Consider the following 13,841-nt stretch of genomic DNA (forward strand, 5'->3'; position numbering starts at 1 on the left):
TTCGACCCCAAGTAGCCGACGCTCAATGTCACACCCAGTACGACAGCTATGGGGGCACATGATAGGTTGGATGTTGGGCGTCTTAGGCGGTCATATTCAATTTTTGTTGGCTTGGAAACACCTTATCCCATTCATTGCGCTGGGAACACGTGCTCTCACGATGTTGATAAGGGATGTGCGGAAGATTTGAACAGCCCCCCGAGGTTCTATAGGGTTGGCCACAATTGCGAATTGGATGCGACACACGATGAAAATGAATGTTCTGGCCGGGCTGTTTCTGGTGTTTTGGGCGGCAACGCTGGCCTTTGTTAACGAGGCGGCTGCGCAGACCTCGCTTATTCCGGGATACCCAACCGGATCAAGCAACGAAGAGAGCACGGAGGCTTCGGATAGCGATCTGGCAGCCGCCATTCGTTCAGCGACCGAAGCGGGTGCAAGCGTTATCGTCATCGACAGCGCCGGTCAGGTGGTTTCGGCGGCAGGCGATAGCGACAGTGCAACCGCTGACGCCAGTAATGCCGATCCAATGGCTGCGGGCTCTCAGCTTATGAGAGCGCAGGAGCGGTTTTCGAAATTTCGTGATTCCGTCCGTTCGCGGATGGAGGCGCTGCCATACTCGGTATTCGAGGTGCAATACATCCTCAGGCAAACAAGCCCAGATGGGCGCATCCAAACTTATATCGAAGTCTTGGTTTTGAACATTCTGTTCCTGTTGTTTGGCCGTTGGTTATCAACCGAAATCTACGGTAAGCGCATCGCAAAACGCTGGGTTGTCGCACGCATCAAGGAAAACCCTGTAGGTTATCGCGAAAAGATGCCGTTCCTGGTTTATCGCTTCGTGATGGGTATTGGTGGCACGATCTTTGCAATGCTCATGGCGTTGATCGTGGGGTATCTGTTTTTTGGCGAAGCTGAAGACATCTCGATCCAGTTTACTGTCACAGCGATCTTTACGGCGTTTTTCCTATCGCGCACTGTCTCCGATCTCTGGCGGATGGTGCTTTCGCCCTACCTGAGCCAGTATCGCCTGCCACCCTTTTCGGACCGGGACGCCAAGCGCCTGTATTTTTGGGCTTCAGCGCTTGCGACATATGACATCTCGGTTGTGCTGTTTGCGACCTGGGTGGCGGATTTTGGGCTGAATTACAACGTCTATGCGTTGGTCTATGGCAGTCTGACGCTGGTTGGGGCGCTGGGCAACGTGCTGATGATCCTGTTCAATGCGCGTGCGATTTCCAATGCAATTCGCGGTGGGCGTGCCCCGGATCAGGTGTCATGGATTTTGAAATTCATCTCTTTCGCCTGGGCGCCTGTTCTCGTGCTTTACATGGTGTTTAGCTGGTTCAAGCTGGCCGTTGATCTGGTGCTGGAAGTTCAGGATTCCATACCAATCGTGGCAAGCAGCTATGCGATCTTCATGTCGGTCGTCGTGGCCTACGGTGCGATGAACTACCTGCTCGAACGGTACTTTGACCGCAATCGCCAGATTGAGGCCCTGAATGCCGATTCCGATCAGGCAGAGCTGATCGAAGATGAGGCCGTAGTCGAGACGCCGCAAGCCGAAAAGCGCAAACATGCGATTATTACGTATGAAGACCTCGCCCGCCGCGTGGCAGGCATTCTGGCGTTTGTCGTAGGTCTTTATGCGCTGGTGGTCATCTGGAACCCGCAGGCCAATTGGTCCGAAGATCTGCCGATCGAGCGGGCGTTGGATGTGATGGTGATCCTGTTTATCGGCTATATCCTGTTTCACTTTTTTCGCGTCTGGATCGACAGCAAGATCGCGGAAGAAACGGATGATGGCGGCGCAGAAGCCGAATTGGGTGACGAGGGAGGCGAAGGTGGCCAGAGCCGTTTGGCCACTCTGTTGCCGCTGTTCCGCGGCGCTATTCTGGCTGTAGTGGTTGTGACCATCGCGCTGATCGTGCTGATGGAGTTGGGGATCAATGTCAGCCCCCTATTTGCGGGTGCTGGTGTTGTTGGCCTGGCGGTCGGCTTTGGGTCACAGACTTTGGTGCGGGATATCTTCTCGGGCGCGTTTTTCCTGATGGATGACGCGTTCCGGAAGGGTGAATATATCGATATTGGCGACGTGAAGGGGACGGTCGAGAAGATCTCGGTCAGGTCATTCCAACTGCGCCACCATCTGGGTGCTCTCAACACGATCCCATTCGGTGAGATCAAAGTGCTGACCAACTATTCCCGCGATTGGGTGATCATGAAGTTGCCGCTGAGGGTGACTTACGACACGGATGTTGAGAAAGTGCGGAAGCTGATTAAAAAGCTGGGGCAGGAATTGCTGAGCGATCCGGTGATCGGTGAGAACTTCATCCAGCCATTGAAATCACAGGGCGTGATCGAGATGCAGGACTCGGCGATGATTATCCGGGTCAAGTTCATGACCAAACCGGGCGATCAGTGGTTGGTTCGCAAGAAAGTGTATCAGGATATTCGCGAGCTGTTTGCCCGTGAAGGCATCCGGTTTGCGCATCGGGAAGTCACAGTGCGGCTGGCGGATGACAAGGAAGCCGAAGACCTGACGCCAAAACAGCGCGAGGCGGTCACAGGGGCTGTGCAGGCTGCAATTGACGAAGATTATCTGGACGATATCGGACCCGGAGGCGACGACCGTTAGGCCGGGCCGCGCGTGCCGCGCGGCGGTTGGTCTAATTTTAAAGCGATGGCCAGACGGGTTGTGACGTTCCAAGTTTGGATGCGGGTAGTGTCCAGTTCATCTGGGCAGTTCCGACTGTCAGAGCTGGTTTCAATCGATGACCGGGCCCCCAGCCCGAGGATTCGAGTTTATCAGCATAATCTGTTGGCAGAGCTTGTGTGATATCTTTGTCGGCGTCGCCTTTGGCAAGGGTCGCCAAGAGCTCAGCAGTTCTTGCAAGCGAAAGCCGGGCGTCCATGATAGTCTGACGGGATGCGGCCTCGGCCAAGGCGGACATCACGGCAGCGGCCATCAGGTATCCAGTTGCATGATCCAATGCCTGTACGGGCAAGGGGGTTGGCTTGTCAGCTCCAGCCCACTCCATCCCCGCATGCGCGATTCCGGCGCTCATCTGCACGAGGCTGTCAAAGCCGCGGCGCGCAGCCCATGGGCCTTGCCAACCATAGGCGTCAAGCGTGACCTCGATCCGGTTCGGCGCCAGTTGGTCGCGCGCGGCTTTGTTCAGGCCAAGTGCGTCCAATGCTCCGGGGCGATATCCATGAACAAAGACATCCGCTTGGGTCAGAAGTTCTTTGAGCTGACTTATTCCGTCAGGTGATTTCAGATTCAGGTAGGCGCAGTGCTTACCCAGTGAAATGTCAGGGATGACGCCGGGCTCATCCCAGTCGGGGGGATCGATCCGCAGCACTTCGGCCCCAAAACCCGCGAGTGTCCGTGTTGAAACCGGGCCGGCCAAGATACGGGTCAGATCAAGCACGCGTAGTCCTGCAAGTGGGCGCGCAGCAGTGGCCTGAGGCCGATCTCGTAGCTTGGCATTGCGTGGGCCTTGCCATCCAATCAAGGGCTCACGGACCAGAATGCGCCCTTGAGGGTGATCATGCCAATCCGCGCGACTGCGCATCGCGGCCGCGACACCGCCCTCAGCCACAATCGCGGCTTCAAGTTCCGCGATGGCTCGCCCTCTGACGGCACGCCCCACTGCTGATCGATCAGCTTCGACCTGCAAGACCTTGAGGGCCGCAGCGCGGTGATGAGGTAAGTTTGTGTGCAACCTGATCCACCCATCTGCGCCCTGATAATCGCCCGCGATCGCGTCCCACAGGTTGGGCATGTCCCAGCCTTTGGGTTTGAATGAATAGCCATACCACAGCGAGGCCAAACGGTGATCCACGGTTATTTCAGGAGGTTCCGACGACAGGTTCATGGCGGTCACAAGGCGTGACAGCTCTTGCCCCACTGTGGCGAAACTTGCTGTAGCAAGCTCGGACACGGCAAAGGCGCTGGGTCGCGCGCCCTCCCCAACAACCTGATAGGTTTCAGGTGAGGGAAGAGCAGAAAGCAAACTCATTGTTGATAGGGGTCCAGGCTGTCGCGCAAACCGTCACCCAGGAAGTTGAATGCCAATACGACCACGATGATCGGCAGCATGGGGATCGCAGTCCAGGGATAGATTTCGATCGAGGCAAGGTTTTGTGCATCATTCAGCATAACCCCCCAACTGACTGCTGGCGCGCGCAGGCCAAGGCCAAGGAAGCTGAGGGCCGTCTCACCCAGGATCATCGCTGGGATTGAAAGTGTGGCCGAAGCGATTAGGTGCGACATGAAGTTGGGCAACAGGTGCTTACGGATCACCCGGCCTGAACTTGCGCCCATCATCTCAGCGGCTCGAACATATTCCTCTTCACGCAGCGACAGGAATTTGGCGCGCACCGAACGGGCCAGGCCGGGCCAATCGAGAATACCAAGGATGATCGAGATGATGAAGAACACCGCAACGGGGCTCCAATTCGAGGGCACCGCTGCGGATAGGGCCAGCCATAGGGGCAATTCCGGCAGCGAGCGCAGAATTTCGATCACGCGGTTGATGGTCCAGTCGATGCGCCCTCCGAAATACCCGGCCATTGATCCAAACAGGATGCCAAGGAAGAACGAGACTGAAATGCCGATCAGACCCACGGTGAGCGACAGTTGGGCGCCATAGAGGATTCGGCTGAACACATCACGGCCCAGTCGATCCGAGCCCCAAAGGAACAGCGTCGCCCCCTCGGGTGCACAGAATAGGTGGGTGTCGGATTTGATCAGACCTGCAAGCTTGTATTCAGACCCCTCACAGAAGAAACGGATCGGGCGCGGGTCTTCGGTGTCGGGGACGAATTTCCATTGGAACGTTTCAAGGTCCGCCTCCGCCACAATGGGATATACATAGGGGCCGATGAACTTGCCCTCATGGAACCAGTTAACGGATTGGGGCGGGGCATAGAGATGCTCTCCGTTCCGGTCATTGGGTCCGTACGGGGCAACAAACCCTGCAAATGGCAGCATCAGGTAGCAAAATAGCAGGAAGATGCCTGAAATCAGGCCCAGCTTATGGGTTTTGAACTTGCGCCAGACCAGCACCCAGTTGGGAGCGTCGAGGTCCGCGCGCTCAAGCTGCTGGATTGAGGCTTGCGGGTCAAATGGGGCTTCGTCGACATAGCGACCGTCGGGGCGTTTGTTCATGCTTCGCGCCCCTCATACCGAATTCGTGGGTCAAGCATGACCAACAGGATATCCGAAATCATGGTGCCGATCAGGGTCAACAGGGCCACGAACATCAGGATGAATGCTGAAAGGAACTGGTCCTGGGTTTTTAGTGCCGTCAGCAAGGTCGGGCCGATGGTCTGAAGGCCAAGAACAACAGAAACCAGAACCGATCCTGAGACCATCGATGGCAGCAGGTTGCCGATATCCGCGACAAAGGGATTGAAGGCCACGCGCAACGGGTATTTTGTCAGCATCCGCGATGGCGACATACCCTTGGCAATGGCTGTTTCGACATATGGCTTGCCCAGCTCATCCAGCATATTGGCGCGCAGACGTTGCATCATTGCCGACGCACCCGAGGTGCCGATGACGAAGGTCGGAACGATCAAGTGGACAAGGATGGATTTCAGCTTTTCCCAGCTCATGGGCTGGCCTTCAAAGGATGGGTCCATCAGGCCGCCGATAGGGAGGTTGAAATAACGATGGCCATAGTAGAACAGGATCAGCGCCAGCAGGAAGTTCGGCGTCGCAAGGCCCAGATAGCCTACAAAAGCTGAAGTATAATCGATCCAGGTCCGTGATCTGGCCGCAGCGATGACTCCCAAAGGCAAAGCAACGGCGTAGACGAATAGAATGGCAGCCAGATTGACTACAACCGTCAACCACAGCGTATCGCCCACGATCTCGCGCACAGGGCGGTCAAATTCGAAGGACCAGCCATAATTACCCTGCAACAGGCCTTCAAACCCGTGTGGGCCTGGCCAGAAGCCCATCCAGATCAGGTATTGTTCCGGAAGGGACCGATCCAGAGAATACTCTTTGCGCAGAAATTCAGCCTTGGCGACACCGGCGGACTGTCCCGAAGCCTGCAGTTCGGCAATCTGGTTGCTCAGGTAGTCTCCGGGCGGAAGGTTGATGATCACAAAGATCAGAACCGAAACCACCAACAGAGTCAGCAGCATCGTGAAAAAGCGATACACCGCATAGCGCAGCATGACCATTTAGCTGCTCCTGATCAGTCGGCGAAAAAGAACTCGTCCGGACGATGAATGCCGAAATGCGCACCGGGTTCCCACGCCCACATGGCCTGTTCAGGCACGTTGCGCAGACGGTTCGACACGACGATTGGCTGCGGCGCGCCGTTCAGGATGCCGATGGCGTACAGCTGGTCCGCGTGGATCTTCAGCATTTCGGACCAGACAGCTTCGCGTTCTTCGTCACTGGTTGCGATCTCCCAATCATGGGCCAGCTTCATAAGGAGTTCCGCCTCAGGCATGTCTGGCGGCTCACCCGATCCGCCGTTGGTCTGATAGTATTGGCCCCATTTAGGCCAGGCCAGAAAGACTTGATCGGTCGGCGCAAGATAGGCAGGAGAAGTGTGGCTTTGCGGAATGCCGTCATCCCAGCCGAACCAGACTGAAGCCATGGTATTGCCCGAGAAGACCCGATTGCGCAGGATATCCCTGTCCAACGGGCGCATGACAAGGTCGACACCAATCTCACGCCAAGTATCCGTGACGATCTGAAGTGCGTTTTCAACCTCTTGCCTTTCGCCCGCGGTTTCGATGATCAGCTCCATCGGACGTCCATCGGGCAACAAGCGGATGCCATTCTTGTCACGCTCGGCCAAACCGGCCTCATCAAGCAAAGCATTTGCCATTTCGACGTCATACTGCGCCCAGGCCTTTGCGTTGGCTTCGTCGTAAAAAGGCGAGGCAGGCAGAACCGACATGGCTCCGGGCTGGGCCAGTTTGAAATAAAGCGCCTGATTGATCGTGTTGCGGTCAATAGCCAGCGATAACGCCCGACGCACGCGTACGTCACGCAGAACGTCCCGCCATGCATCGTCGGTGTAGTTCAGGTTAGGATAGATCGCGATCTGTGATGCCACGCCTGTTTTCCACAAGAGTGTCTTGTAGCCACCTTCGGCCTCGCCCTTTTTCAGGATCGAGGCATCGCGGAAGGCCAGCCCACGACCTTGCAAGTCGGTTTCACCCGCGTTGGCCTTGGCCGCAACCAGACCCGGCGCGACGATTTCCATTTCAACTACATCGATATAGGGCAACTGCACCCCGTTTGAATCCACCCGGTGGTAGTAGGGGTTGCGGATAAAGTTGTGCCGGATTTTCTTGCCCGAGCTGGCGTTGAGCCATGGCTGCAATGTTGGCAGCTCGTGGTTGTCGTACTTATACAGGTTGTCCAGTTTGTTGTGCAGGGCTGCCCAGCTTTTGACCCGTGCATCTTCGACCTGAAATGCCAGTTCTTCAGGATCAGCGAACTTCTCGTGATATTTTTTGAGAAACTCCGACGGACGGTAAATAAACGGCGGACGTGCCTGAGCAAGAGATTGCAGAAAGTCTGGATTGGGTTCGTCCCACTCGAACACAACGGTTGTTTCGTCGGGGAAGGTTACCTTAGGGGACTTGCCTTCAACCAACAAAAAGTCCGGAGGACCTGAGGGGCTGAGCAATTCGTTATTTGCCACGTCTTCCCACCAATAGCGGAAGTCTTCAGACGTAAACGCAGTACCATCCGACCATTTGTGGCCGGGTCTCAGATTCAAGGTATACTTACGATTGCCGTCGTTTTCGAATGACGCCAGCAGATCGGGTACAATGTTGTATTCCTGATCAAATCCCACCAGCCTTGCGTAGCCATAGACAACCATCTGCCGGATATCTTTTGATCGGGTGACCATCGTACGTAGCGTACCACCGGGCGCGCCGAATTCGCGTCCTTTCGCGGCCAAGTCAACAATCAGCGGGTCTTGAGGGATACGTTCGGCAATGGGTGGAAGGCTGCCGCTTTCAACGTCGCTTTGCCAGAACGTGCTTTCCTGAAGATTGGATGGAATTTCCGCAGCGGCGGGCAACATCCCTGCAATGGCAATAGATGCAGCGAGAAACAGTCGGTGAGTGGTCTTAAACATGGCAGCGTACCTTATGGCCAGGCTCCAACTCTACCAAAGAAGGTATCACGGAGTCGGAAAATCTAAAGGCGTCATCCCAACTGTCGGGCGAACCAGCGCCCAGTGCAACCAGTTTCAGGTCGATCGGGCGATTGATATCCGGCTCAGGCTGGGCGGCAATCAGCGCTTTGGTATAGGGATGACGTGGATTGTAGAACAGAGTTTCGGGCGGAGCTTGTTCGACCACAAGACCCCTGCGCATCACAGCGACTTCGTCGGCGATACGCGCGACGACAGCGAGATCGTGTGAGATGAACAGATAAGACAAGTTCAAACTGTCTTGCAGATCTTCAAGCAACGTAAGGATTTGTTCCTGAACGGAGACATCCAGGGCCGAGGTCGGCTCATCACAAACGATCAGGGCTGGGTCCAGCATCATCGCTCTTGCGATAGACAGACGTTGCCGCTGCCCGCCTGAGAACGCATGCGGATAGCGTTTCAGCATATCGGCGTTCAGCCCGACACGCTGCAGCATTTCGGCCGCTTTGTCGCGCTGTTCGGATACGGTGCCGATGCGATGTATTTCCATCGGCTCGGTCATGGCATCCTGAATGCGCATCCGTGGGCTCAGGGAGCTGTAGGGATCCTGAAACACCATTTGCGCCTTGCGCTGAAAGGCGGTGCGTTCAGCCCGGGTCATCTTGTGAACCGTAATCGGTTCGGAGTCTTTGGTTGTTCGGAACAAAACTTCGCCGCCGGGATCGGGCAGTTCAGCGCCTAAGGCGATCCGGGCGGCGGTTGTCTTGCCAGACCCGCTTTCGCCAACGATCGCAAGCGTCTTGCCGCGCGCCAGCTTCATGTCGACGCCCCGGCAGGCATGGATCAGTTTATCGGCCTTCCAGCCTTTGCTGGATCGCATCGTGTAGGTCTTTGAAACCCCGGTCATCTGTAGAATCAAGTCTTCCTCGGGCATCGGAATGCCAACGGAATCCTGATCCGGTATCTCAGGCGCAGCGTCGAACAGCTGTTGCGTGTAGGGATGGGCCGGATCATTCAAAATGGGCGCAGCCGGACCAGCCTCCATCACGCGGCCCTTGTGCATAACAACAACCTGTTCGGCCATGTTGGCAACGACACCCAGATCGTGGGTGACCAGGATCAGAGCCATACCAGTTTCACGCTGCAGCTCTTTGATAAGCCCAAGAACCTGCGCCTGGGTGGTCACATCCAACGCCGTGGTTGGTTCATCCGCGATAAGCAATTCGGGCTTGGACACCATGGCCATGGCGATCATTGCCCGTTGCCGCATGCCACCGGACAACTCGAACGGATAGCTGTCATAGGCGCGGGCGGGGTCGGGGAAACCAACCCTCTCAAACTGGGTCAGAACTTCTTTGCGGGCCTGTGCCTCGGATGCACCGCGATGTAGCCAAAGGACTTCACTGACCTGATTTCCGATTTTATGAAGCGGCGACAGGGATCGCATCGGTTCCTGAAAAATCATGGAGACCCGATTGCCGCGAATACTGCGCATCTGTCGTTCGCTTAGCTCGGTCAGATTAGCCGTGCCTTTGGAATCGTTCAGCGTGATCGTTCCGCTGCGGATCTGAGCCGTGCGCGGTAGAATGCGCAACGCAGCCCGGCATGAGATCGTCTTGCCCGATCCAGATTCTCCAACCAATGCAAGCGTCTGTCCGGCCTCGACCTCAAAGCTGACATCCTGGACAACGGAAGGACCCGTGCCAAAGCCGATGCTGAGATCGCGAACGGACAACAACGCACTCATGCGGGTTTTCCACCCGTCTGGCCGTTAGAAAACATCGGCTTTGTGAACTCCCTGTCTTTTTTGCGCAGTCTCGCGCGGTTGGGGCGGCGTAGTCAAACACCTTCTTTACCCGAATTGTCGCGAATTCGTGAATTCTTTGCGGCGCGGCTACACATTCCCTTGAGAATTTGCCACTACCAGATCGCAGGGCACAGATAAGGTGTCGTTTCAATAGATAGAGGTTATAGCTGTGCCGGAAGTTCAAAGTCGCCTGGATCTGTTCATCGACCGCATGGTCTCGCAACGCGCTTGTCTGGATTTCGCGATCGCTCAAACAGCGGACCAGCCCGGCCCGGTGTTTGAACTGGGGCTGGGCAATGGACGCACCTATCACCACATGATGCAGCATATTCAGGACCGGCCGGTATATGTTTTCGAACGGGCTGTTGCGTCTCATCCCGATTCGACGCCGCCAGATGATCTGGTGATTCTTGGTGATGTGCGTGAGACATTGCCTGCGTCTGTCGCGCGATTTGGCGCGACTGCCAGTCTGATCCATGCCGACCTTGGTGGGCACAACCGACAAAAGAACGATGCCTTTGCCCGCCTCGTTTCGCCATTGATCGAACCACTTTTGGCGCAGGGTGGGCTCATGGTGTCCAGTGATCGCATGTATTTTGACGCGCTGACCGAATTGCCACTGCCCGAAGGCGCGGTGGAAGGGCGCTGTTTCATCTATCAGCGCTGATCTGCCGTTGGGTCATTTTGCGATCTGACTCGCGCTGCGACGGTGGGCCGGTCTAACGTCTGAGACATGAAGTTTCAGAAGGGACCGTAAACATGTTGTTCTATGATTGCTCGACCGCGCCAAGCCCCCGGCGCGCCCGGATGTTTATCGCGGAAAAGGGGCTGCAGATTGAAACCCGAGACATCTCAATCGCTAAGGGCGAGCAGATGAGCGACGCGTTTCGCGCCGTAAACCCAGGCGCGACGATCCCGGTACTGGTCACAGATGAGGGCGCGACGCTCACCGAAAACCTAGGTATCGCAGCGTATCTGGAGGCGCGCTTTCCAGAACCTCCGTTGATGGGGCGAACTGCGGATGAGAAGGGCAAGGTTTTGATGTGGACCGCTATTGCCGAACAGCAATGCGGGGCCCCTATCGCAGATGCGCTGCGCAACACGCATCCCGCGTTCAAAGGCCGCGCGATCATTGGGCCCAAGAATTATGAACAAATCCCCGAACTGGCGGAACGGGGCAAAGCGCGTCTGAGCGTCTTCTTTGATCTGCTGGAACCCCATCTAAGCGAAAATGATTTCATGGCCGGGGATGAGTTCACTCTGGCCGATATCACCACGTTTGTATTTGTCGATTTCGCGCGGGTCATCAAGATGCGCATCCCTGAAGAAAATACGGCGACACAGGCTTGGTACAACGCAATTCAGGCGCGGCCGAGTGCGCAGATTTGATATTTTGCACGGCGTCAAACCTGAACTGTACAGAAATGTCTAGACAGAAGTGAACAGTACCTCTAGCGTCCTTTGCGAGTCATTCAGGGGAGCGCGAGATGAAATCTCAGTATCGTGTCGTAGTCATCGGTGGCGGCGTTGTTGGCGCCTCGGTTCTGTATCATCTGGCCAAGTTCGGCTGGTCGGATGTGGTAATGCTTGAAAGGCGGCGTTTGGCCTCAGGCTCGTCCTGGCACGCCGCTGGCGGCATCCATGCGCTGAACGCTGATCCAAACATGGCATCCCTGCAGGCCTACACGATCGACCTGCTGAGCGAGATCGAGAAGGAATCGGGGCAGAACATCGGCCTGCACATGACCGGCGGCCTTACATTGGCGGGAACGCCTGAGCGGTGGGAGTGGCTACAGGCCAATTACCGCATTTTCCAGTCCATCGGCATCGACGATTGCGAATTGCTCAGCCCGGAAGAAGCGCAGAGACGTTGCCCGATCATGTCCACCGATGGTGTTCTAGGCGCGATGTGGGCGGATCGCGAAGGCTATATCGATACGACCGGGACCGTGCAGGCCTATGCAACCGCCGCCAAGAAGCGGGGCGCCGAGTATTACGAGGAAACCAAGGTCGAAAGTCTGACGCAGACTGCCGATGGTTGGGAAGTCGTGACCGATAAGGGCACCATTACCTGTGAGCATGTGGTCAATGCCGCGGGTCTCTGGGCCAAGCAGGTCGGGCGCATGGCCGGGGTGGAACTGCCGGTATCGCCACTCAAACACCACTATCTGATCACCGACACGGTGCCGGAGGTGGCTGAGGCGGATTTTGAGATGCCGATGACCGTGGATCTCGAAGGTTTCACCTATATGCGGCAGGACCAGAAGGGCGTTCTGGTTGGCATCTACGAGGTCGATCACGAGCACTGGGCCATGGACGGTGCGCCGTGGAACTATGGCGAAGAGCTGTTTCAGGAACAGCTCGATCGGATCGAAAACGAGCTGACGCTGGGCTTTGAGCGTTATCCATCGATCCAGAATGTTGGCATCAAAACATGGGTGAATGGCGCATTTACCTTCTCGCCCGACGGCAATCCGCTGGTTGGCCCAGTGCCGGGCAAGCGCGGCTATTGGTCGGCTTGTGCCGTGATGGCCGGGTTCCTGCAAGGCGGCGGCGTTGGTAAAACATTGGCCGAGTGGATGATCCACGGCGAGCCAGAGGCAGACGCTTGGCCGATGGACGTGGCACGCTATGGCGATTTTGCGCAGAACAAGCGTTACATCCGCGAGACGACGGGGCAATTCTACTCCCGCCGTTTCGTGATGACCTATCCGAACGAGCAACTGCCCGCTGGTCGTCCACTGAAAATGGCACCCGCGCACGACGCGATGACCGAAGCAGGGTGCAAATGGGGTGTCAGCTGGGACCTCGAAGTGCCGCTCTATTTCGCGCCGAAAGGGTTTGAAGAAACGCCGACACTCAAGCGTTCGAACGCGCATGATATTGTGGCTGAGGAATGCAAGGTACTCCGCGAAGGTGTGGGCTTGCTGGATATCTCGGGCTTTTCGCGGTTCGAGGTCACCGGACCCAATGCCGAAGCATGGCTGGACAAAGTCATGGCGTCGAAACTGCCTGCGCCGGGTCGGGCCAAGCTGGCCCCGATGCTGGGCGAAAATGGACGGCTCAAAGGGGATCTGACTGTACTGAACTGGGGTGATGGCACCTGGTGGATCATGGGCAGCTATTACCTGCGCGCCTGGCATATGCGTTGGTTCGACGATCACATGATGGACAGCGTCACTGTCCGTGATCTGGGCGAGGAATATTGCGGCTTTGCCGTGGTAGGCCCGAAATCGCAGGCAGTCGTCGAGAAACTGGCAGAACAGGATATCTCGGGTCTGAAATTCATGGGCTGCGGCAACTTCGACATCGGTCTGGTGCGTGCCCGCGTTGCGCGGATGTCGGTGACCGGCGAAAAAGGGTATGAGATCAACTGCCGCTATGGCGATCATATCAAACTGCGCCGCATGCTGCTGGAGGCAGGGGCTGACGAGGGCATTCGCGAGTGCGGTTTCAATGCCATGCTTTCTACGCGTCTTGAGAAAAGCTTTGGCATCTGGTCGGCCGAGTTCACTCAGCTCTACACGCCGGGCATGACCGGGATGGATCGCTGGATCGACTGGGATAAAGACTTTGTGGGCAAAGAGGCCGCGCTGGCAGAACGCGATGGCAATGGCCCGGCGCAGATTCAAGTAACGATTGAGGTCGATGCAGAAGATGCTGACGCCAGCGGGTATGAGCCGATTTGGGCCGGTGATCAGCGTGTGGGCTTTGTGACCTCGGGCGGCTACGGCCACTATACCGGCAAGTCGCTGGCTATGGCTTTGGTCGATCGCGACAGGGTCGAACCGGGCACAGAGCTATCGGTCCATGTTGTGGGCGTCGAACGCCCGGCACGTGTGATTGCGGCGTCGCCCTATGACCCTCAGGGCAAAGCGATGCGAGGTTGA

9 protein-coding genes are annotated in these 13,841 nt (G+C 56.7%); 4 read left to right on the forward strand and 5 right to left on the reverse strand.

Annotated features, from left to right (window positions below; translation table 11 throughout):
- Window positions 1-235 precede the first annotated feature (235 nt).
- Complete coding sequence (locus ACR0NN_RS07720; RefSeq protein ID WP_480684360.1) at window positions 236-2,635, forward strand: mechanosensitive ion channel domain-containing protein; 2,400 nt, start codon at window positions 236-238, stop codon at window positions 2,633-2,635.
- A gap of 37 nt (window positions 2,636-2,672) precedes the next feature.
- On the opposite strand, the gene ACR0NN_RS07725 is transcribed toward ACR0NN_RS07720, so the two are convergent.
- Genes ACR0NN_RS07725 through ACR0NN_RS07745 form a run of 5 tightly spaced genes read right to left on the reverse strand, consistent with a single transcriptional unit; the run spans window position 2,673 to window position 9,891 of the window.
- Complete coding sequence (locus ACR0NN_RS07725; RefSeq protein ID WP_170721532.1) at window positions 2,673-4,022, reverse strand: CoA transferase; 1,350 nt, start codon at window positions 4,020-4,022, stop codon at window positions 2,673-2,675.
- On the reverse strand, window positions 4,019-5,173 hold the full coding sequence (locus tag ACR0NN_RS07730) for an ABC transporter permease (RefSeq protein WP_170686099.1): 1,155 nt from the start codon (window positions 5,171-5,173) through the stop codon (window positions 4,019-4,021). The genes ACR0NN_RS07725 and ACR0NN_RS07730 overlap by 4 nt, the downstream gene beginning before the upstream one ends.
- Window positions 5,170-6,198 carry an ABC transporter permease gene (locus ACR0NN_RS07735; RefSeq protein WP_170721530.1) on the reverse strand — a complete coding sequence of 343 codons (1,029 nt, stop codon included), beginning with the start codon at window positions 6,196-6,198 and terminating at the stop codon, window positions 5,170-5,172. Before ACR0NN_RS07735 ends, ACR0NN_RS07730 begins: the two co-directional genes overlap by 4 nt.
- Window positions 6,199-6,212: 14 nt before the next feature.
- Window positions 6,213-8,126, reverse strand: a complete 1,914-nt coding sequence (locus ACR0NN_RS07740) for an ABC transporter substrate-binding protein (RefSeq protein WP_170721520.1) — start codon at window positions 8,124-8,126, stop codon at window positions 6,213-6,215.
- On the reverse strand, window positions 8,119-9,891 hold the full coding sequence (locus ACR0NN_RS07745) for an ABC transporter ATP-binding protein (RefSeq protein ID WP_170721517.1): 1,773 nt from the start codon (window positions 9,889-9,891) through the stop codon (window positions 8,119-8,121). The genes ACR0NN_RS07740 and ACR0NN_RS07745 overlap by 8 nt, the downstream gene beginning before the upstream one ends.
- A 229-nt stretch (window positions 9,892-10,120) precedes the next feature.
- Between ACR0NN_RS07745 and ACR0NN_RS07750 the strand changes: the two genes are divergently transcribed.
- The 3 genes from ACR0NN_RS07750 (at window position 10,121) to ACR0NN_RS07760 (ending at window position 13,841) form a co-directional block, all read left to right on the forward strand.
- Entirely contained in the window at window positions 10,121-10,618 is a 498-nt protein-coding gene (locus tag ACR0NN_RS07750) for a class I SAM-dependent methyltransferase (protein ID WP_170721513.1), read from the forward strand.
- A gap of 92 nt (window positions 10,619-10,710) precedes the next feature.
- Window positions 10,711-11,340 (forward strand): glutathione S-transferase, encoded by a 630-nt coding sequence (locus ACR0NN_RS07755; RefSeq protein ID WP_170721509.1) that lies wholly within the window; start codon window positions 10,711-10,713, stop codon window positions 11,338-11,340.
- A gap of 98 nt (window positions 11,341-11,438) precedes the next feature.
- Window positions 11,439-13,841, forward strand: coding sequence for a GcvT family protein (locus ACR0NN_RS07760; protein WP_170721505.1), 2,403 nt, complete (start codon window positions 11,439-11,441; stop codon window positions 13,839-13,841).

The sequence above is a fragment of the Ruegeria sp. BA2 genome, assembly GCF_056539605.1.

Bases quoted from the DNA above. Each gene is read 5' to 3' on its own strand.
- ACR0NN_RS07725 (WP_170721532.1), bottom strand. From the start codon at position 4,022: ATGAGTTTGCTTTCTGCTCTTCCCTCACCTGAAACCTATCAGGTTGTT.
- ACR0NN_RS07745 (WP_170721517.1), bottom strand. From the start codon at position 9,891: ATGAGTGCGTTGTTGTCCGTTCGCGATCTCAGCATCGGCTTTGGCACG.
- ACR0NN_RS07730 (WP_170686099.1), bottom strand. From the start codon at position 5,173: ATGAACAAACGCCCCGACGGTCGCTATGTCGACGAAGCCCCATTTGAC.
- ACR0NN_RS07760 (WP_170721505.1), top strand. From the start codon at position 11,439: ATGAAATCTCAGTATCGTGTCGTAGTCATCGGTGGCGGCGTTGTTGGC.
- ACR0NN_RS07755 (WP_170721509.1), top strand. From the start codon at position 10,711: ATGTTGTTCTATGATTGCTCGACCGCGCCAAGCCCCCGGCGCGCCCGG.
- ACR0NN_RS07720 (WP_480684360.1), top strand. From the start codon at position 236: ATGCGACACACGATGAAAATGAATGTTCTGGCCGGGCTGTTTCTGGTG.
- ACR0NN_RS07735 (WP_170721530.1), bottom strand. From the start codon at position 6,198: ATGGTCATGCTGCGCTATGCGGTGTATCGCTTTTTCACGATGCTGCTG.
- ACR0NN_RS07740 (WP_170721520.1), bottom strand. From the start codon at position 8,126: ATGTTTAAGACCACTCACCGACTGTTTCTCGCTGCATCTATTGCCATT.